Raw genomic sequence first — 18342 nt, forward strand, 5'->3', positions numbered from 1 at the left:
CGGCCGTGTGCGGGAGAACGAACCCGCCCGCCGGCAGCGCAACCGGGCCGACCGGATCGACCGGACCAACCAGATCGACCGACCGTCACCCGGACCGCAGCGGCTTCCGATGAGAGCTTCGGGACTTGCCCGTATCGCCTCTCTTCCGTCTGCAAGCCCCCGATTTGCTACCGGGGGCTCTTTCCCGTATGATGAGGAAAAAATCGCCTTTCTGGGCTATGACGGGACGGTGCTACTCCTATGATCGGACCCTCCACAGGGAATGAACGCATCATCGCACTCGATATCATCCGCGGCTTCGCTCTGCTCGGTATTTTCCTGGTCAATATGCCGACCTTCAGCGGAAGCGAATTTGCGGTCTACCACGGCGCGGACAGGTGGCTCCGGCTGCTGTTCGATTTGTTCGTCCAAGGAAAATTTTATTTGATTTTCTCCTTCTTGTTCGGTCTTGGATTTTACATCTTCATGTCGCGAGCCGAACAGAAGGGATTCGGTCCCGGTCTGTTCCGCAGGCGCCTCCTCGCGCTGCTGCTGATCGGCTTCCTGCATTTGGCGCTCTTCTGGAGAGGAGATATTCTGACTCTTTACGCCATCACAGGTTTCCTGCTTCCCGTTTTTTACCGGATGAAAACGGAAACCGTCCGCAAGTGGGGACTCCTCCTCGCGCTCAGTTACCTGCTGCTGATTCTCGGCCTGCCCGCCTTGATCGTGGCGCTGGTAGCTTACGCGAAGGGAGGGATCGATCCCTCCCTGGGCGGCCCCTTATACACGGAAGCCGAAGCCGCCGCAAGCCTTCACGCGTTCCGTACGCTCTCCTGGCCCGACTGGCTGGCCTGGCACTGGCGCAGCGAAGTGTGGGACTCGCTGTCCAGCCAGCTTTCCATGCTGCCCGTCGTTCTGGGCATGTTCTTGCTGGGGCTGGCGGCGGGAAGAAGCGGCCTGCTCCATGACGTAAGCGCCCACCGGGAGCGGTGGCGTAAGATCCGCAGCCGGGGCCTTGCGCTTAGCCTGCCGCTTTTGGCGGCCATCGCCGCCATTTACGCGATCGGGGCGGAAACCGATCTCAGCCTCGTGACGTTCTTCCTCGTCTACATGAGCGGGTTCACGCTGGCGTTTGTCTACATCGCCTGCCTTGCCCTGCTTCTCGAAAATCCGCTCTGGCAGCGGCGGCTCCGGTTTCTCCAGCCTTACGGCCGGATGGCGCTGACCAATTATTTGTCGCAGACAGTCCTCTGCGTCATTCTGTTTCTCGGCTTCCGCTTATACGGTCAAGTCAGTCTGTGGCAGGGCACCCTGCTCTGCCTCGTCATATACCCGCTGCAGATCGCCTTTTCGGCATTCTGGCTGAAAAGATTCCGCTACGGGCCCGTCGAGTGGCTCTGGAGAAAATGGACGTACGGCCGCCTCTCGCCGGGACGCGGGCAAAGCCGGTAAGCAAATCTCCGGCGGCGCGCAGCCTTCATCATCCCGCCGATATTCCCGTCCGAATCACGCTCTCCGGCCCACTCTTCCCGGAATCCCGCGCCGTACAAAAAAACAGCCCCTTGTGCTTTCAAGCACAAGGGGCTGTTTTCGCTATCTAATAAAGCCGGAATTCCTTCTTGTAAACCGCTTCGTCATCGTTGGAGTCCATAATCCGGACTTCCAGCGTACACTTGCCGGGAAGCGGCAGGTAAGGTCCCTGGGTGTAATAGGTGTACATATTGTACCCCTCCAGCCAGTTCTCTTCCTGATTCTCCTGAAGCTCCAGCGGAATCTGGATGGGAGCCAGCGTGGCCTCCTCTTCTTCCTTCGGCTCGTACTGGGCGTTCATCTGCACATGCTTGGGCGGTCCCATCGTATCCAGCACCCAGACCGTCACCTTAAACGTGTTGGTGCCCGGTGCTTTCGGAGACACTTCGGCCGTCATATGCACGGTTTTGCCCATCTCGTGCCAGTTCAGCGGCTCGTTCGGGGGAGCGGGGGACAAGTAAGTCAGGACGCCGACCACCGCAAGGATAATCAGCATGAGGCTGAAATCCACCTTGTAGAGCTTTGCTGTCGCCTTGTCCCGCTTGTTCTTCATCGTATAGCGCAAGAAGGCGGCCGTCCCTACGACAAGCACGACGACGCCGACCTTAATGAGCATAAGAATACCCCACTGGGTATAAATGATCATATCCAGACTGGGCAGGAATAACAGCGTCAGCACGACACCGCTCACGGTAAGCGCGACGATCGATCCGAGCGCCGCGCCTGAGAAACGGCCCAGGAAGGAGGTAAACTCCTCCCTTCTGTTCCGGTACACCGCGGCTGCCGCCGTCAAGCCGCCTACCCAGACAGCCGCCGCCGCCAGATGGATAAAGTCGGCGGCTACGCTCGCCAAGACGGGCGGGAACGTTACCGCATGGCCGGACAGGGCTTTAACCGCCAGCAGCGCGACCGCCCAAGCATAGTCCAGCCAGGCGGCACGCCCGAGCAGTACGAAGCCCGTCAGAGACAAACCAAGCGATACGAGCCAGGAAATACCGATTCCCGTACCCGTCAGCAGACTGCCGAGCTGGGAAAGTCCTCCGTCGCCGAGGAGAGCCTCCACATGTGTAAGAATAACAAAAAGCAAAGCAACCAAGTAAAACCGCTGTAAATTCAGCGTCCATCTCGCGGAAACTTCCTGCGGCAGCCCCCGGCCGGATTTCGAACGCCTCCAGAGCAGCCATCCGGTCAGCGCGAGCATCGCCGCGTACCACAGACCGCGTGCCGCATACTGGATCAGCCCGTCTACGCCCGAGCTGCCGAGATTATGGTTGTGTCCGGCGGTCGTACCGCCCGTGCCGCCCGTAGCGCCGCTTCCGGCAGCGGGCGCCGCTTTGCCGACCGTGAGCGGGTAACTCCCGCCCACCGGGTGACCGTCACCGGAGATGACGTGGTAGGACACCACGTACAGCCCGTCGTCCAGCTTCGGCAGCTGCAGAACGATCCCCGTCCGGTCTTTCGTCATCACCGCCGCATTGTCCGTAACCTTCGCGCCCGACTGGTCAAGAACACGTATATAGTAGACGCCTTCTTCCAGCGGCTCGTTAAAGGTCAGTTTGATCTGTTCCGGCGCCTGCGCCAGCGTACTGTTCGGAGCGGGGTCCGTCCCGGTCAGAATCGCATGCGCAAACGCCTCCCGGGGAAACAATCCTCCCAGGATGACGAGCAGGCACAGCAGACCGGCCGCTATAAAGGCCCGCCTAGCCGGCTTTACTACCTTTTCCTTCATGTTCAGTCCATCCGCCTCCCGCAATTTTGTAAGTCACGCTTCCCCGACCTTTAATCTCCGGGGAGCGGTTTGCGGCCCGTGTATCCGTCATGCCGGCTATGATAATAACCGATGCGTTCCTCTCCGCTGCGCCAGCAGAGGAGGACTTCCTCGCCACCCAAAATGGACGGAAAATCCACAAGGCCGGAATCAATGTCCTTCAGCTCAATTCCTTGATGATAAAAGTGCTGAATCATTCCGCGGGCTTCGATTTGCAGAAATTCAAGATCGCATTCCAGCTCGAAGAGCGGATCGTTCGGTTCTGTTCCGCCCAACTTGTGGACCGCCTGTCTTTTTTCACGCAGCTCCGCATACTTGTCCTCAAACTTCTTCTTGATTTCCTTGAGACCGGAGATCTGATCCTGCACCGAAGGCAGCAGGGCGTTGGCTTCCGCTACCGTAAAATACCGTTTGGCCATTTACTCCACCCCCTAAGATGAGTGTACCAGAAACAGGTTCCCCGAATCGAATGTCTTGAGCTGTCGGCCTTCTCCAGTATACGCGATGAAAAAGACGTAAAAAGAAAGCTCAGATGACAATTCCATGAAAGAAGGGAGAAGTCCTGCTTCTGTTTCTGTGCTGTACTTTCAAAAAAAATCTCATTAAAATCATTTTCAAAACCTATTTTCCGAAAAAAGGCGGTGCCCCCATGAGCTTGTCCAAGCAGGATTTTTATATCGTCGATGTATTCGCCGAAAGGAAATATGCGGGAAATCCTCTCGCCGTCGTCATTTGTCCCGAGCCGCTGCCCGCTCCGGATATGCAGAGCATTGCCCGCGAAATGAATTATTCCGAGACCACGTTCCTCCAGCCCGAACCGGATGCGGACGGGAGCTACCGGGTCCGGATCTTTACGCCGAACAGCGAGCTGCCGTTCGCCGGTCACCCTTGTCTGGGGACCGCTTGGATCATCCGTCACCTTTACAGTCCCGATGCACAAGAAATTACCCTGAAAGTTCCCGCCGGAAACATTCCGGTCACTTTCGGCAGCGACGGCGTCCTCTGGATGGAGCAGCTTCAGCCTACTTTCGGAAGCCTTGTTTCCGCTTCCGCCGCCGCAGCGGTAATCGGACTGGAAACGGAGGAAATCGACGAACGTTACCCTGCTCAAGTGGTATCGACGGGCATCCCTTTCCTCCTCATTCCCGTGAAAACGCTCGCTTCCGTGCGTAGCGCGGTTTACCGGTCCGAAGCGGCGGCGGCGCTTCCCGCCGAGGCCGCCGTCCCCGTTATGCCGTTCTGCCCGGAAACCTACGACAAGGCGAACGGAATCAATGCCCGCGTGTTCGTGGACGAGCTCGGAGTGCCGGAAGATCCGGCTACGGGCAGCGCGGGCGGCTGCCTGGCCGCTTACCTGGCGCGCTGCCGCTATCTCGGAGGCCCGTCCGTCGACACGGTTGTCGAGCAGGGCTATGAGATCGGCCGCCCATCGCTGCTGTATCTGCGGGCGAGCGAAATTGACGGCCGATTCGCCATCCATGTCGGCGGACGCGTATTTTTTACGGCGCAGGGGCAGCTCGTGTAAGGCGTTCAGCCGCCGGTACCGGGCGGGTGCGCTAGGTCCCGGCCAGATCCGTTAGTCTCACGGCGGGTTCGTCATGTCCCGGCTTATCTTCCATTAAAAAAACCATTTCCGGCCTGCTGCAGGCTGAAATGGTTTTTTAATTGGATGAAGCGGACGATCGCCGCTTAACCCAGGAGCCGCTTCACGTTCATCTCCAGCTCGACCATCGAGAACGGCTTCGTCATGTACTCATGAACGCCGAGCTTTTGAAGCGTGTCCATGCTTTCTTCTTTTTTCCGACCGGAAAGCATGATCACCTTGCACATGGTTCCCGACACGGGAGGCTCGGCGTTAAGACGCTCCAGCAGCTCGATACCGCTCATTTTGGGCATAATGCCGTCCAAAATGCACAAATCTATGCCGCCTTCGCGGATACGCTCGTACGCGGCCTCTCCGTCCGCCGCCTCTTCGATGTCAAGAGACAGGTGCTGAAGGCCCGAGACCACAATGGCGCGCAAAATCTTATCGTCGTCCACGACGAGCAGCTTGGGACGATGCCGGAGGCTTCCCTCGGAACCGGCCGGGGCGGCTTCCGTCTCCTCCTCGATATAGATCCGGTCTTTGCCGTCCTGCTTCGCCCGGTACATCGCCTGGTCGGCCTTCAGAATCCATTCGTCTATGGACAAATCCGGGTGCCACGCCGACACGCCCGCTGAGAACGTAATCCAGTAGTCCTCCCCCTCGTCGGACACGATCGGTTGAAGATGCGCCATACCGAGCAGAGCGCGCAGCGACTCCGCCGCCGCTTCCGCTCCCGTCCCCGGCATGACCACGACAAACTCTTCTCCTCCGAAGCGGAACACAAGGTCCGTCGAGCGCATCCGGGTCTGCAGCAAATGCGCAAGACCTTGAAGAACCAGATCTCCCGTATGGTGGCCGTGCCGGTCGTTGATCCGTTTGAAATTATCGATATCGATAAAAGCGAGCGAGATGGCGGACGGATACCGCTGCACTCTCTCCAGCTCCAGTTGAATCTGGTGGTCGAAATACCTGCGGTTGAACACCGCCGTCAAGGGATCTCGGAAGGCCAGCTCTTCGAAATTTTTGGTTCTTTTCACAATTCCGTAAATGCGTGCGGCCAGCTCTTCATATTGAAAAGGCTTCGTCACGTAATCATCCGCGCCCAGATGAAAACAGCGCACTTTATCGCTTAAATCGTCACGACCGGACAGCACGATCAGAGGCACCCATTTCAAAGTCGGATCTTCCTTAAGAAAATCGAAAAGTTCATAGCCCGACTGCGGGTACATCATAAGATCCAGCGTAATCAAATCGTAGGCCTGCTGCCGCAAAAGCAGCTTGGCGGACGGAACGTCGCTTGCTTCGTCCACTTTGTAGCCATCCAGTTCGAGCCGCCGAACCAGATACGTGCGCAGCACATCGTCATCGTCTATGATCAACAGGCGCCTTTTGCCGCCCATTGTTTGTACGATCCCGTTCTCCTTCTGTTCGTCCACCTCGAGCTCGATCACCGAAACATCGTGTTCCATCAGCAGATGACGGATATATTGGCTCGTATGCGTAACGCTCTCATTAACCAGAGGGGTGAAATCCGCCGTTAAAGCCGCAGACGGATGAAGGGACTGCGTCCATTCCCACACGCGGACGAGTTCCTCGGCGATTTTGCCGATCCTCCCGAACTGGAACATGGGGGCGCTTCCTTTCAACATATGAACGATCCGGTACATATCCTGAAGATCCTTCGCTTCGGGTGAGGAAGCTATGATCACCAGCAGATCGTCCATCTGTGCGATTTGATGGGCCAATTCCTTTATGAACAGCCTGCGCCCCTGTTTCAGCAGCCGTTTGTCTCTTCCCTCGGCATCTGCGCCATGCCCTCGGGAGCTCGGTTGATTCATCGTTGAGATTCACTCCGTTCGTAATCGCGTAATCGCTATCATGCGCCGCTTATAAGAGCCTCCACGGTATCGACCAGCTGAAGAGGGCTAAACGGCTTGACAATATAAGTGCTGACACCGGCCGCAGTCGCCTTCTCGCGGTCCTTGTCCAGAGCCTTGGCGGTCAGCAGGATAACGGGCACTTCGCGGTTGATTCCGCCTTCCGAACGCAGCCATTCGCACACCTCGACCCCGGTTTTCTCCGGCATCATGTAATCCAGAATAACCAGATCGTAACGCTCTCTAACGAGCTCGGCAACCGCCTCTTTACCGTCCATAACCTCCGTGATGGCGTATCCTTCGTCCGAAAGCGTCTCGGTCAATAAAAACCGGAGTGCGGCTTCGTCGTCTGCGAGCAAAATGCGGTATGGATTCAAGTCCATTCCTCCTGTTCGTCTGCGGTCTGTCTCTACACCGAATAGGGTTCGATTAAAATTTCCGAAATCCTTCCATAAACCATCCACCGCAACTTTTTATCTATGATAGCACACGGGCCCGATCCGGGTAAAAAAATCTCCAGCCTCTGGGGGAGACTGTCCGAAGACATAGAAAAACGGCGGCCTTAGAGGTCGCCGTTTTATGGTGTCGCAGCAGCTTCTTTCAGCCGCTCGCGTGTTTTTCCAATGATTTTGCGTATGCTGTCTTCCGATAGATGAAACGTCTGAATCAGCTCCAGTACGGTTGAACCGTTTTGGTATAACCGGAATATTTCGCGGTTGCGCCGTTCTATGATGAGGCGGGTTCCGTTATTTTCTCCCCAGCCTGCGCGTTTCTTCTCTTTTTTCGGAACGTATATGATCTCTCCCTGGATGTAATTCTGCAGCTCTTTAAGCAAGCTGGCCGGAAGAATATCCTTGCCGTTCTTATAACTCATCGGATGAAAACCTCCTCGAATTGGTCGTGTATGATCCGTACCGCATCGTCAAACGTAGAGGGTCTTCATCTTCCGCACCTGCTATCATTCATAAGGAAAGATATACACGATAGGTATCGTGCCGCAGCTTGTATGTATATACAAACAGGTGAACGGTACTTCCATGATGATAGCAGTTAGAAAATGAGCACCTCTACGGTGACTTTCACTCTTACTGTTTGAATAAATTTCATGGAAACCATCTCCTTTCACCTAGTTTTTTTGGGTTTACTATTTCCAATTATATGGAGTCGGCCTGTGTTTGTCACGCATATTTCGCATAATTTCAGGAAAATAAAAACCGGGGGCGCTGCCGCCCCCGGTTCGACACGGGCTTCCGCTTACGCAGAAGCCACCTCCATTGTCGTGTTCATTGTTCCGAATCACTCCTTTCCTCATAGAGTGGAGCCGGCCGGCTGCATCTCTATTAACGCATATTTGCGGACCCGTTCTCAAGGGGGAGATTCGTTATAGTCGTTCTTTCCAAAAACGCCTGGAAACGGAGCAGCTCCGCAGACCCGGCCTGCGGCGCTCTGAAGCGCGTCGTGAAGGCGTCGTGAGCCGTCCTGCGTACCTGAAGCGCGTCTGCGCGGGCTGCGCGCCCGGCTCCGGTGACCGCCGTCCTGCGGCGCCACAAAGCTTGAGCCCGCGCGGGCCCCTCACGCGCCGTGCGGCGGGCAAACCGCTATGCCCGCCTCGTCCAGCGCCGCCCGGACCGAGCGTGCGATGGACGCCGCGTGCGGGCCGTCCCCGTGCACGCAGACCGTCTCCGCAGTCAGCGGCACAGTCTCGCCGCGCGCACTAGTCACGGCGCCTTCGCGCACGAGGCGCAGCACCTGCGCGGCCGCCTGCGCCGGGTCGCTCAGCAGCGCTCCCGGCTCCGTCCTGGGCGTCAGGGTGCCGTCCGGCCGGTACGTCCGGTCGGCGAACGCCTCGGCCGCCACGCGCAGCCCGTGCGCCTTCCCGGCGCGGAGCAGCTCGCTGCCCGGCGGCCCGAGCAGCACGAGAGCGCCGCCGCTGACGCGCAGCGCCGCACGGGCGACCGCATCGGCGAGATCGCCGCGTGCGGACGCCATGTGGTACAGAGCGCCATGAGGCTTCACATGGCGGAGAGTGCCGCCTTCGGCCTGTACGAAGGCTTGAAGGGCTCCGAGCTGATACAAGGTCAGCTCGTAGACTTCTTCGGCGCCGACCGCCATCTCCCGGCGGCCGAAGCCGGCCAGGTCGGGCAGCCCGGGATGCGCGCCTACGGCGACGCCTTTCTCCAGGCAGAGCGCCACTGTCCGGCGCATGACGCCGGGATCTCCCGCGTGGAACCCGCAGGCGATATTCGCCGATGAAATGCTCTCCAGCAGCTCCTCGTCCCGGCCGAACCGGTAAGCGCCATAGCTTTCGCCCATATCGCAGTTCAAATCGATCGATGCCATGTCTTATCTCCCCATCCTTGCGCGTACTCCGGTCTGGAGCAGCCTCAGGTTCATTTCCTGGCGCATCAGCTCCGCCTGCGCCTCGTGCAGCGTCACTTCCGCGAAACGCACGGACGCCCCGGGAGCAAGCTGGCCCAGAACCGGCAGATCCGCGCTGATGACATGCCCGATTCGCGGATACCCGCCGGTCGTCTGGCTGTCGGCGGCCAGCACGATCGGCTGTCCGTCCGGCGGAACCTGGATCGTCCCGGGCGCCGTGCTTTCCGATACGAGTTCGCCCGGAACGGACAGCTCCAGGGCGGGGCCTTGCAGCCGGCAGCCCATGCGGTCCGATTGGGGCTGCACCCGGTAAACACTCGCGGTCAAGGCGTCCAGACCTTCCTTGAACCGGCCGGTCTCACTGCCGCGGACGACACGAAGCACCGCGGGATTTCCCCCCGTCCCGCCAGGTCTGACGGCCCAGGATGCCTCCCACGCGGCTGCCCGGACATCGTTGTCCTCAGCCGAAGCTTGAAGCCGCAGCCCTGCCGTCATCCGCTCGGCGGCCGGAGACGGCCTGCCCGGCAGCAGCTCGTCGCCCGCCTGAAGCGGCCGTCCTTCCAACCCGCCCAGCCCGGCGCGGGTATAAGTGCTCCGGCTGCCGAGCGCAAGCGGGACGTCGAAGCCGCCCGCGATGGCAAGATAGCCCCGGCATCCGTTACGCCCGCTGCCGAGCGTGAGCGTCGTCCCCGCCCGGATATATACGGGGCGCCAGCCGGGTACGGGTGTCCCTCCGGCGTATACCGCAAGCTCCGGGCCGCACCATGCGGCCAGCGTATCTTGACGCAGCAGCAGCCGCGGACCCTGCAGCGTCCATTCCAGCACGGCCGCATGCCGGGGATTGCCCGCGAGGATGTTGGCCGCCTGCATCGACAGGGTGTCCATCGCCCCTCCGGAGACAAATCCGAAGCGGCGGAAGCCGAAGCGTCCCGTATCCTGCACGGTTGTGTACAACCCCGGATTTTCGACAAGCAGGCTCATCGGCGGTTCCCCTCCTTAGCCGTCCCGGCTTCTTCACGGCAGAGCCGCTCGTAATCTCCTTCGTCGACTGGCACGAAGCGGACCGTATCCCCCGCTTGCAGCAGCACGGGAGGGTTTTCGCTCGTCCGCAGCATATCAAGCGGCGTACGGCCGATAATATGCCAGCCTCCCGGCGAAGGAAGGGGATAGATTCCTGTCTGGCTGCCTCCGATTCCCACCGATCCGGCCGGAATGGCGACCCTGGGGTTCGATCTTCGCGCAAGAGCCAGAGAAGAAGGAAGCCCTCCCAAATAAGGGAAGCCGGGTACAAAGCCGATCATATAAACCCGGTATACGCCTCCGCTGTGAAGCCGCACAACTTGCTGCGGGCTCATCCCGAGAGCACGCGCGGCGTCCTCCAAATCCGGGCCGAAGGAACCTCCATAACATACCGGAATAAAAATTTCCCGCGACGGAGAAGCTGGAAGAACCGGATTCTCCGCAGTACCCGTTTCTAGGACACGTTCCAGATGCCGGCGGACCCAGGTGTAAACGACAGGCTCTCCGCCTGCCAGCATGGCCTCGGTTTCTTCCAGCTCCGAGGGAGAGAAATGTCTGCCGGCGGCTACCGCCGCCTCTACGACGGAGTACCAGACCGTGACTGTTGTATAGGTAGGTACGATCTCGACCATTCCCGGAAACGGGCTGCGGCTGATCGCCTCCGCCGCCTCCAGAACACGCCGGTGTACTTCTTCGGATATGCCTTCACCCAGACGAAGCACGACGGCCTGGTCTCCAAGCGGCTCGAAAACGATTGCAGAACTGGATTTAGGATCCACTTTTTACGTCTCCCCGTTTCAAAATATCCCCTGCCGTGTATTATTTAGTAGACATGAAAAAAAGACCTCTGGCGGGAGATCTTTTTTCGAAAGACGAAGGAATCAACGGATTCCTTATATTTGAATTGTAATGGACCTTTGGATACGATTCGATCAACCGATCAAACATATTTGTAAGTCGCTAAAACAATTAAACCACACCAAATAAGCTTTGTCAACCATGTATTTCCGAGGCGCTGTCCGGACGCTCATACAAATCCAGTTTCTCTTTGAGCGCGTAATTTTCCTGCAGCAGGCGTTTGATAAACGCTTTGTCCCTCTCTTTTTTGTCGAGAAGATCTTTATATTTTTTGAACATGCCCAGAGAGACCATCACTTTTTCTTCGATCTCATCCATCTCTCCGCGGATGTTCGCCAGGCAGCTCCCCGTAATGCGCGACTTGCTGACAGTCATAATATTGGCCAGCAGTACGTAACCGGTAAGCTGCTTTTCTTTGCCCACTTCCAAATACGTATAGTTGCCCTTGAGTTCTACGGATACGCTAGGAATACCCGCCGTATGCGTAATAGGCGCGATGATCGTGTTCCCGGAATGTTTGTTGCCAACGTCGTTTTGTAAAATGATGCACGGACGCTCTTTCTCTTCTTCGCTTCCGATGCCTTTTCCCAAGTTGCATTTGTAGACTTCGCCGCGGCGCAGGGCACGCGTTTTCGCTTTATCGGACAGGGAGTCCAAATAGATTTTCGTTTTAAGCCACTCCAAGTAATCCTGAATGCGGGTAAGATCCGTTTTCAAAGGGCCACCTCCGTTGTGATTGCGGTTTGCCATGAACAAAATTCCCCTTTCGTGCTGTGTAAGAAATATTCTGTTTTAAGGTAAAACTGGGTAACGGATCAATCTGCCGGATATGGATGCCGCCTTTGCCCGAGAAACCATTCCGGGATTTCATTCGTTATACTCATGTATAAACCCTTTTTTACTAAACATTAAAACAGTCCAGTTGATCTTTCACTACCCGAAAAAGGAGCTATTGAAACCGCCGTGACTTGGGAATCTATAAAAAATGTGCTGACCGAAGAAAATATTGCCCAGTTGTTGTCTCATTATAACTCTCTCGGTCCTTTGCCCGGTATTTTGCTGACGTTTATCGAAGCTTTCATCCCCGTTCTTCCGCTGTTCGTGATTGTCATGGGAAACGCCGCGTCCTACGGGCTCGGCTTCGGCTTCCTGTACTCCTGGCTCGGCACGAGTCTGGGGGCGATCTGCCTGTTCCTGCTGTTCCGCAGACTGTCCAATACGGCGTTTATGCAAAAGCTGACCCGCTCGCCCAAATTGCGCAACGGAATGAATTGGATTCATAACCACGGGTTCGGCACGATCTTCCTGCTGAGCTGCTTCCCGTTCACGCCTTCTTCGCTGGTTGTGGTGGCGGCGGCTTTGTCCCGGGTCGAGAAAATGATTTTTCTGCCGGCTATCGTTGCCGGGAAGGCGGTTATGGTGTTTACCATGGCGTTCGTCGGGTACGACATCATGTCTTTTATCCGCCAGCCTTGGAAGTTCCTGATCGTCCTGGTCGTAATCGTCCTGCTGTGGCTGCTCGGCAAAAAATTCGAGACCCGCATGCACCGGGCTTAAAAAACTCCGCTGTGGAATAAACCCGTTCCGCAGCCGATACTTGAAAGCTCCTTGCCGAGGAGCTTTTTTATTTGCGCACCGCGCTGCCTGGGTACGGCTGCCAAAAAACTTGAGGCGGATTGGAAGCGTGCGGGCATGGAGTAAATCATTGACAGTTTGCTCCGCCTCTCCGGTCTTTATTCCCGCTGCCGTGAAGGAGAGGTCCGTTCCACGAAATCCGCAGGTGTCCGGCAGGACCTCCGGTCGCTGGTGACCGATCACCGGTCACCGTCACGAACGGATTCTCTCCTGCAGAAAGGCCAGGCGGAATATTTGCTTGGGGCGTCCCTTGGAAACGCCTCGTTCTTCGCCGATAACGTCGACAAGTCCGGCATCCTGCCAAGCCAGCAGGAAGCGGTGGGTGCTGCGCACCGTCACATCGAGGACGCCCGCAAGCTCCTGCGCCGTGTAATCCAGCTTCCCGAAGCGGGTTACGTACGCGACCAGCCGGCTCAGGTAAGCGGGCGTCATGCCCGCCCTTCCCGCTTCCTTGATCAGCTCGGCATCGAGCAGGGACAGATCGAAGCGGTTCGGCTCCGTCATCTCCAGCGGACCGATGACACTGCGGTCCTCGCGCACGATGAACGTGATGTTGCCGCCCGCATCTTTGGAGCGCCGCAGGGCAAGGCGGGCATGCGTACCCGCCTCGTTAGCGGAACGGCCGAAGCCGATGCCGATGCTCAGCGTGAGGTCGTGCATGAGCGACAAATCTTTGGCCAGCGGAATCGATTTGTAGCCGCCCGTCTCCCGCTCGAATATCCCTCTCGTCGTCATGAACAGAAACTCGTCCCCGCCGAGCGTGTTCAGATACCCGTCGAGATGTTCGACGTAATCCAGCACCATCCGGTGAAGGTCCAGCTTCATCCGCTGCACTTCGTGCTCGGAGCCCGACCTGGCGGCCAGCCGTTCGAATCCGTCGATGTTGATGAACCCGATGACGATTTGGCCCTCTTTGCTCCGGCGCGTCTCCGTGGAGAGCAGCGCGCGCTGCAGCGAAATCGTCATATCGTGCTCGGTCGGGGCGATCCACTCGCTGCGCAGTCCTTCCTTCGCCAGAGCCTCCGCAACCGCTTTCATTCCCGTTAGAGCAACTGTGTCCCCCGATGCGCCTGCCCGGTGGAAGTCGATCAGCTCCTGCAGGCTGCCGTCGATCTGTCCGCCGTAACAGACCACGTCCATGCCGTTCACCCCGAGTTCCCTCAGCGCCTTGGCTACGACAGGCTCCGTCAGTCCGTCCACGGTCAGTTTGCCGGGGGAGCCGGTATGGCCGGCCAGATAGAGCGCGCGGTATAAGCCCGTGCCCGTCAGCGGCACATAATGCGCCGGAATCCGGAACGTGACGCTCTGTTTAGCCAGGCGGAATGTGTCCGGGTCCGTAAAGAGCAGCACCTCGGCCTGCTCGCCGAGACGCTGAACGTCTGGAAGCCGGTGCGGCTCCCCTTCCCATTTTAAAGACAAAGGATGAAAAGAAGGAAAAGCTTTGATCGTCTCCTCCGCTTTATCGAGAAGCTCTTCCGGACCGATCAGCCCGATTACGATTTCGTCCCGGCTGGGGGGTCGTTTTATTTCCATGCTGCACATCCTCCTTGTCCCTGGCCGGATTTCCGCCGCGATTAGCACGCACCTCGGCAATCCGTTTGTTGTAGGCGTTTACATTCTTCCTTTATTTTAAAGAAAGACTTCATTTAAAGACAAATCTTTAAATTGTCTTTAATTAAATTTAATGTTTTTTCTTTTTAAAAAATGGTGTGACGAATATCACAGATGACTTGTCATATCTTAATAGAGAGGTGAGTTTATTTATGTTTGATATACTCATATACCAGAAGCAGAAAGTTAAAGTCAGCTGCGGTAAAGATACCATTACCGGTATCATTTCCAATCACTACGAACAGTTTGGTCTGATTAAGATGGATAACGTCCTTCTGCCGATCGAACACATTCTCATGATTGAAGTTGTGGAGGAAGAGGGCGATCCGTTCTGTTATGCGGACCTGCCCGCTCAACCGATTAATAAAGGAGCTTCCTTACGGGAAATGCTCTATTGAGTGATCCGCAGCCGGCCCTTTGACCCGAGGGGCCGGTTTTGCTTTGCCCGAAGGCTTTTTTTCGTCCGAAAAAGGACGCTAAATCCATTAGACGAAAGTTTCTCCAAAAAGTCGCGGTCTGCGAAGAGGAAAATTTCTCTCGCCTTGTTGCTCCGGACGCGTTACGGTATATTGGGTACATCCGTTAAGACAAGAATGATTAATTTATGCAAAGGACGGGCTCTTATGTCGCTTAAAACCCTCAAATGGCTGGCCGCTCTGACCCCTGCCCTGTTTATCGGAGGATTCGAGTTTATCCGGCATGAGTTCATGCTGAGCTATATGTCCATGGAAACCGGAAACTGGTACATTACGTTCCTCACTCTCCTCGTCTCCTACATATTCGCCACCTGGATGTTCCGCAGTATTGAGCGTACCAATAACCGGCTCGCCCGCGAAACGTCCAAACGCGCCGTCTACGAAGAACGCGAGCGGCTGGCCAGGGAGCTGCACGACAATCTCGCCCAGACGCTGTTTTTTATTAACGTGAAGCTGAAGCAGGGGAAGACCGAGGAAGCCAAAGCCGCCGTCTCCGAAATCGACCATCATCTCCGTCAGGCGATTTTCAATCTCCGGTCCCTGCCCGAGGAAGGGACCTCCTTCACCCTGCGCATCGGCAAGTGGCTGCAGGACTGGGAAGTGCTGACCGGCATTGAAACCGTCCAAAATCTGCGGGCAACCGACAAAGTTCTCACGGCTGCCGAAGAAGTGCAGATTTTCGCCATCATCCAGGAAGCTTTCACCAATATCCGCAAGCATTCCCGCGCGACCCAGGCTTCTATCGACCTGGAAACGAGCGGCCCGGAATGGTCGCTCAGAATCGCCGACAACGGAGTCGGCTTCGCAGAGGACGAATCCCAGCGGCACCGTTATGGCCTGACCATGATGCGCAAGCGGGCGGCCGAACTCGGAGCGTCGTGGGAACTTCAGTCTTCGCCCGAAAACGGTACGGAGCTGTCCGTCACTTCATCAAGGAGGAAACCTCATGTCAGAGACCTGCTATCGCGTTCTCATCGCGGATGATCATCCCCTTGCCCGCCAGGCAATCCAGAGCTTGCTGGAAGACGATTCTTCATTCAACGTCGTCGGCGAAGCCTATAACGGCGAGGAAGCGATCGCCCTCTGCGGCAACCTTCAGCCGGATGTGGTGCTCATGGATATCCATATGAGCCCCGTGAACGGCCTGGAGGCGACCCGCCAGATCAAACAGCGCTACCCTCACATCCGCATCGTAATCCTGACCGTGTCGGACGATGTGGCCGATCTGTTCACGGCCGTCCAGTTCGGAGCGCAAGGCTATCTGCTCAAAAATATGGACCCCGACGAGTGGCTCAACTATCTGCACGCCCTGCTCGACGACAATTCCCAGGTGGCCCGCCAGATGGCGGACCGGCTTATGCGGCGCTTCCGTCCGTCCGGGGCATCGGCCGCCTCCGGTCAGCCCCTGCCCCAGCTTACGGCCCGCGAACATGAAATTGTCCTCTATGTCGCCGAAGGATATAACAACCGGCAAATCGCGGAAAAGCTGCTCATTTCGGAAAACACCGTTAAAAACCATATGAAAAATATTTTCGAAAAGCTCGGCATGGATAACCGCGTCCAGCTTACCGCCTATGCCGTGAAACACGGAATGTCACGAAAAGATCATAACTAGGGGGCAAAAATGGCCCAGTTGAGTCATACTTTCTTCCGCCCGCTTTGGGTACAGTAGAAATACTACAAGATTGCGAGAGAAGGGGAGTTAATCATGAACAAGCTTAAAATGCAAGCGGCCGCCGTTGTAGCCGGTTTGATGCTCTTTGCCGGCGTGGCCAGCGCCCACGTTACCGTTAATCCTGCCGAAGCGACGGCGGGTTCCTATCAGAAATTTACCGTTCGCGTACCGACGGAAAAAGATGTGCCGACTACCAAAATCGAAGTGAAATTCCCGGTAGACGCCGTATCCATCTCGCGTTTCGAACCGAAACCGGGCTGGAAATACGAAATTGCCAAAGACGGAGCGGATAAAATCACGGGTGTGACCTGGACCGCGGAAAACGGCGGCCTCAGCAAAACCGAATTCGGCGAATTCAATATGCAGGGCAAAGTCGCCGACAACGCCACTTCCATCGTCTGGAAGGCTTATCAGACTTACCAGGACGGCAGCGTAGTGGAGTGGACCGGCGCCGAAGGCTCGGACAAGCCCGCTTCCGTAACGAAGGTTGCCGCTAAACCGTCCGGCGCAGGCACGGACAGCCACGGCAATACAAGCACGGCGCCGGGCAGCGCCACTGCGGCTCCGGCCCAGCAGGCAGGCGCTTCCGCGAGCAATACGCCGCTGTATCTGTCGATTGCCGCTGTGGTACTGAGCGCGGCTTCCCTGCTGCTCAGCCTGTTCAGAAAACGCGCCTAAGCGAAGCTGCGTTCCGTTTCCGCCCTGCCGGAGCAGCGGGACGGAAACGGAAAAAAGCTGCGGGAATACGAATTCCGCAGCTTTTTGGTTCAATTGAAAAGACCTGTACCGCTGTAAAGAGCGGTTCAGGTCTTTTTTTGCGATGTGAGCCGGTGCCCCGTGGGGCCGCGGCCTAAGGCGAGCCTGCGCGGGACGGTGCGAGCCGGTGCGGGCAGCCTGAGGCGAGACCGCCTGAGCGATGCAAGTCGGCGCTAGCGGCCTGAGGCGAAGCGAGACGCCCTGGGGCGATGGAGGTCGCGCGGCCCCGGGTGCGACGGGAAACGGCGGGGCTCCGCACGAGGCAAGCCGATACGCCGCCTACAACCGGACCCGCCGGCCCGTCTCGCGGCTCTCGTTCGCCGCTTCGATGAAGCGGATCACTTCGAGCGTCTCCCGCATATCGACCGCCGGTTCGCCACCGCGGAACAGCTCCATGACGCGCTCAAGCAGGCTCGCGTAGAAGGGCTTCGCGTCCGCGGAAATATCGACCGCGCGGCTCCCTCCTTCGCGGTGCACCACCGCGCCGAACGCGGGACTGCCCGCACGGCTGCCGCGCACGGTCCCGATGCGGCCGTCGGCCCAGACGCCGACCACCACCTCGTGCGACTCCCCGGCTGACGCCGTGACGTGCACGCAGCCCGGGCCAAGCGCAGCGTACAGCATCTCCACCATGTGGATGCCGTACCAGAACAGGCCGGGCTGCGTCGGCTCCAGCGCCAGCGGACCGAAGCAGTCGGCTCCGGTGACCGCTCCCTTCTCCGAGTCGCTAAGCGCTTCCGTTAAGCCTTCGGCGAAGCGGAGGGACGAGCTGCTCAGGAGCGCAGCGCCGTGCCGTACGGCCAGAGCGGCGATCTCGCCGGCATCCCGCGAGCTGACGGCCAGCGGCTTGTCGACGAACACCGGCTTGCCGTAGGCGGTGATCTGCCGGAACTGTTCGGCGTGTACCCGGCCGTCCGCCGATTCAAGCAGGATGGCGTCGCATGCCGCCGCAACGGCCGCCGGAGAATCGGCGATCTCCACGCCGTATTCGCCGCGGAGTTTCTCGGTGAACCCCCGCACGCGGGAACGGCTCAGCTCGAAGTCTTCCGATCCTCCCGGATAGGCGATTACGACCCGGCCCCCCGGCACATGCCAGGGATGTTCCGGATCGTTGAGCAGTTTCGTAAATTCGACGGCATGGGAAGTGTCCAATCCGATCATGCCGATCCGTAAGCTTGATGACTGCACCT

General features: G+C 57.8%; 19 protein-coding genes. 8 read left to right on the forward strand and 11 right to left on the reverse strand.

Features of this window, described 5'->3' with window-relative positions; all coding sequences use genetic code 11:
* Positions 1–7 precede the first annotated feature (7 nt).
* Both PCH01S_RS11725 and PCH01S_RS11730 read left to right on the forward strand, forming a co-directional pair.
* On the forward strand, positions 8–244 hold the full coding sequence (locus PCH01S_RS11725; protein WP_218002297.1) for a hypothetical protein: 237 nt from the start codon (positions 8–10) through the stop codon (positions 242–244).
* Positions 241–1434: a DUF418 domain-containing protein gene (locus PCH01S_RS11730; protein ID WP_042229472.1), complete on the forward strand. Its 1194-nt coding sequence runs from the start codon at positions 241–243 to the stop codon at positions 1432–1434. Before PCH01S_RS11725 ends, PCH01S_RS11730 begins: the two co-directional genes overlap by 4 nt.
* Before the next feature lie 145 nt (positions 1435–1579).
* Here PCH01S_RS11730 and PCH01S_RS11735 read toward each other — a convergent pair whose 3' ends face one another.
* Positions 1580–3241 carry a copper resistance CopC/CopD family protein gene (locus PCH01S_RS11735; RefSeq protein ID WP_042229473.1) on the reverse strand — a complete coding sequence of 554 codons (1662 nt, stop codon included), beginning with the start codon at positions 3239–3241 and terminating at the stop codon, positions 1580–1582.
* Positions 3242–3291: 50 nt separating this feature from the next.
* Entirely contained in the window at positions 3292–3699 is a 408-nt protein-coding gene (locus PCH01S_RS11740) for a DUF2203 domain-containing protein (protein ID WP_042229476.1), read from the reverse strand.
* Between the two features lie 230 nt (positions 3700–3929).
* On the opposite strand from PCH01S_RS11740, the gene PCH01S_RS11745 reads away from it, so the two are divergent.
* Positions 3930–4805: a PhzF family phenazine biosynthesis protein gene (locus PCH01S_RS11745; RefSeq protein WP_042229479.1), complete on the forward strand. Its 876-nt coding sequence runs from the start codon at positions 3930–3932 to the stop codon at positions 4803–4805.
* 164 nt (positions 4806–4969) lie between these two features.
* Here the strand turns inward: PCH01S_RS11745 and PCH01S_RS11750 are convergent, their stop codons facing one another.
* The 7 genes from PCH01S_RS11750 to PCH01S_RS11780 all read right to left on the reverse strand — a co-directional run bounded on the left by PCH01S_RS11750 (position 4970) and on the right by PCH01S_RS11780 (position 11716).
* Positions 4970–6703 (reverse strand): diguanylate cyclase, encoded by a 1734-nt coding sequence (locus PCH01S_RS11750; protein WP_042229480.1) that lies wholly within the window; start codon positions 6701–6703, stop codon positions 4970–4972.
* A 38-nt stretch (positions 6704–6741) separates the two neighbouring features.
* The gene (locus PCH01S_RS11755; protein WP_053228701.1) at positions 6742–7119 is read right to left on the reverse strand and encodes a response regulator; all 378 of its coding nucleotides are present in this window, start codon (positions 7117–7119) and stop codon (positions 6742–6744) included.
* Between the two features lie 200 nt (positions 7120–7319).
* Positions 7320–7616, reverse strand: coding sequence for a CD3324 family protein (locus PCH01S_RS11760; RefSeq protein ID WP_009676152.1), 297 nt, complete (start codon positions 7614–7616; stop codon positions 7320–7322).
* Positions 7617–8314: 698 nt separating this feature from the next.
* Positions 8315–9082: a LamB/YcsF family protein gene (locus tag PCH01S_RS11765; protein ID WP_042229485.1), complete on the reverse strand. Its 768-nt coding sequence runs from the start codon at positions 9080–9082 to the stop codon at positions 8315–8317.
* A gap of 3 nt (positions 9083–9085) precedes the next feature.
* Positions 9086–10102, reverse strand: coding sequence for a 5-oxoprolinase subunit C family protein (locus PCH01S_RS11770; protein ID WP_042229487.1), 1017 nt, complete (start codon positions 10100–10102; stop codon positions 9086–9088).
* The gene (gene pxpB / locus PCH01S_RS11775; RefSeq protein WP_042229488.1) at positions 10099–10920 is read right to left on the reverse strand and encodes a 5-oxoprolinase subunit PxpB; all 822 of its coding nucleotides are present in this window, start codon (positions 10918–10920) and stop codon (positions 10099–10101) included. The genes PCH01S_RS11770 and pxpB overlap by 4 nt, the downstream gene beginning before the upstream one ends.
* A 214-nt stretch (positions 10921–11134) precedes the next feature.
* On the reverse strand, positions 11135–11716 hold the full coding sequence (locus tag PCH01S_RS11780; protein WP_042229944.1) for a type II toxin-antitoxin system PemK/MazF family toxin: 582 nt from the start codon (positions 11714–11716) through the stop codon (positions 11135–11137).
* Positions 11717–11962: 246 nt separating this feature from the next.
* On the opposite strand from PCH01S_RS11780, the gene PCH01S_RS11785 reads away from it, so the two are divergent.
* Entirely contained in the window at positions 11963–12556 is a 594-nt protein-coding gene (locus PCH01S_RS11785; protein ID WP_042229490.1) for a TVP38/TMEM64 family protein, read from the forward strand.
* A gap of 270 nt (positions 12557–12826) precedes the next feature.
* On the opposite strand, the gene PCH01S_RS11790 is transcribed toward PCH01S_RS11785, so the two are convergent.
* Complete coding sequence (locus PCH01S_RS11790) at positions 12827–14167, reverse strand: helix-turn-helix domain-containing protein (protein WP_042229493.1); 1341 nt, start codon at positions 14165–14167, stop codon at positions 12827–12829.
* A gap of 230 nt (positions 14168–14397) precedes the next feature.
* On the opposite strand from PCH01S_RS11790, the gene PCH01S_RS11795 reads away from it, so the two are divergent.
* From PCH01S_RS11795 to PCH01S_RS11810, 4 genes are all read left to right on the forward strand, one after another.
* Positions 14398–14643 carry a hypothetical protein gene (locus tag PCH01S_RS11795; protein ID WP_042229494.1) on the forward strand — a complete coding sequence of 82 codons (246 nt, stop codon included), beginning with the start codon at positions 14398–14400 and terminating at the stop codon, positions 14641–14643.
* A 225-nt stretch (positions 14644–14868) separates the two neighbouring features.
* On the forward strand, positions 14869–15705 hold the full coding sequence (locus PCH01S_RS11800) for a sensor histidine kinase (protein WP_042229496.1): 837 nt from the start codon (positions 14869–14871) through the stop codon (positions 15703–15705).
* Positions 15668–16336, forward strand: coding sequence for a response regulator (locus tag PCH01S_RS11805; RefSeq protein WP_042229500.1), 669 nt, complete (start codon positions 15668–15670; stop codon positions 16334–16336). The genes PCH01S_RS11800 and PCH01S_RS11805 overlap by 38 nt, the downstream gene beginning before the upstream one ends.
* A gap of 93 nt (positions 16337–16429) precedes the next feature.
* The gene (locus tag PCH01S_RS11810; protein WP_042229501.1) at positions 16430–17074 is read left to right on the forward strand and encodes a YcnI family copper-binding membrane protein; all 645 of its coding nucleotides are present in this window, start codon (positions 16430–16432) and stop codon (positions 17072–17074) included.
* Positions 17075–17431: 357 nt separating this feature from the next.
* On the opposite strand, the gene PCH01S_RS11815 is transcribed toward PCH01S_RS11810, so the two are convergent.
* On the reverse strand, positions 17432–18340 hold the full coding sequence (locus PCH01S_RS11815) for a Gfo/Idh/MocA family protein (RefSeq protein ID WP_042229504.1): 909 nt from the start codon (positions 18338–18340) through the stop codon (positions 17432–17434).
* Positions 18341–18342: the final 2 nt, after the last annotated feature.

The organism is Paenibacillus chitinolyticus NBRC 15660, from assembly GCF_000739915.1.
In the GTDB taxonomy this organism is placed as follows: Bacteria; Bacillota; Bacilli; order Paenibacillales; family NBRC-103111; genus Paenibacillus_F; species Paenibacillus_F chitinolyticus.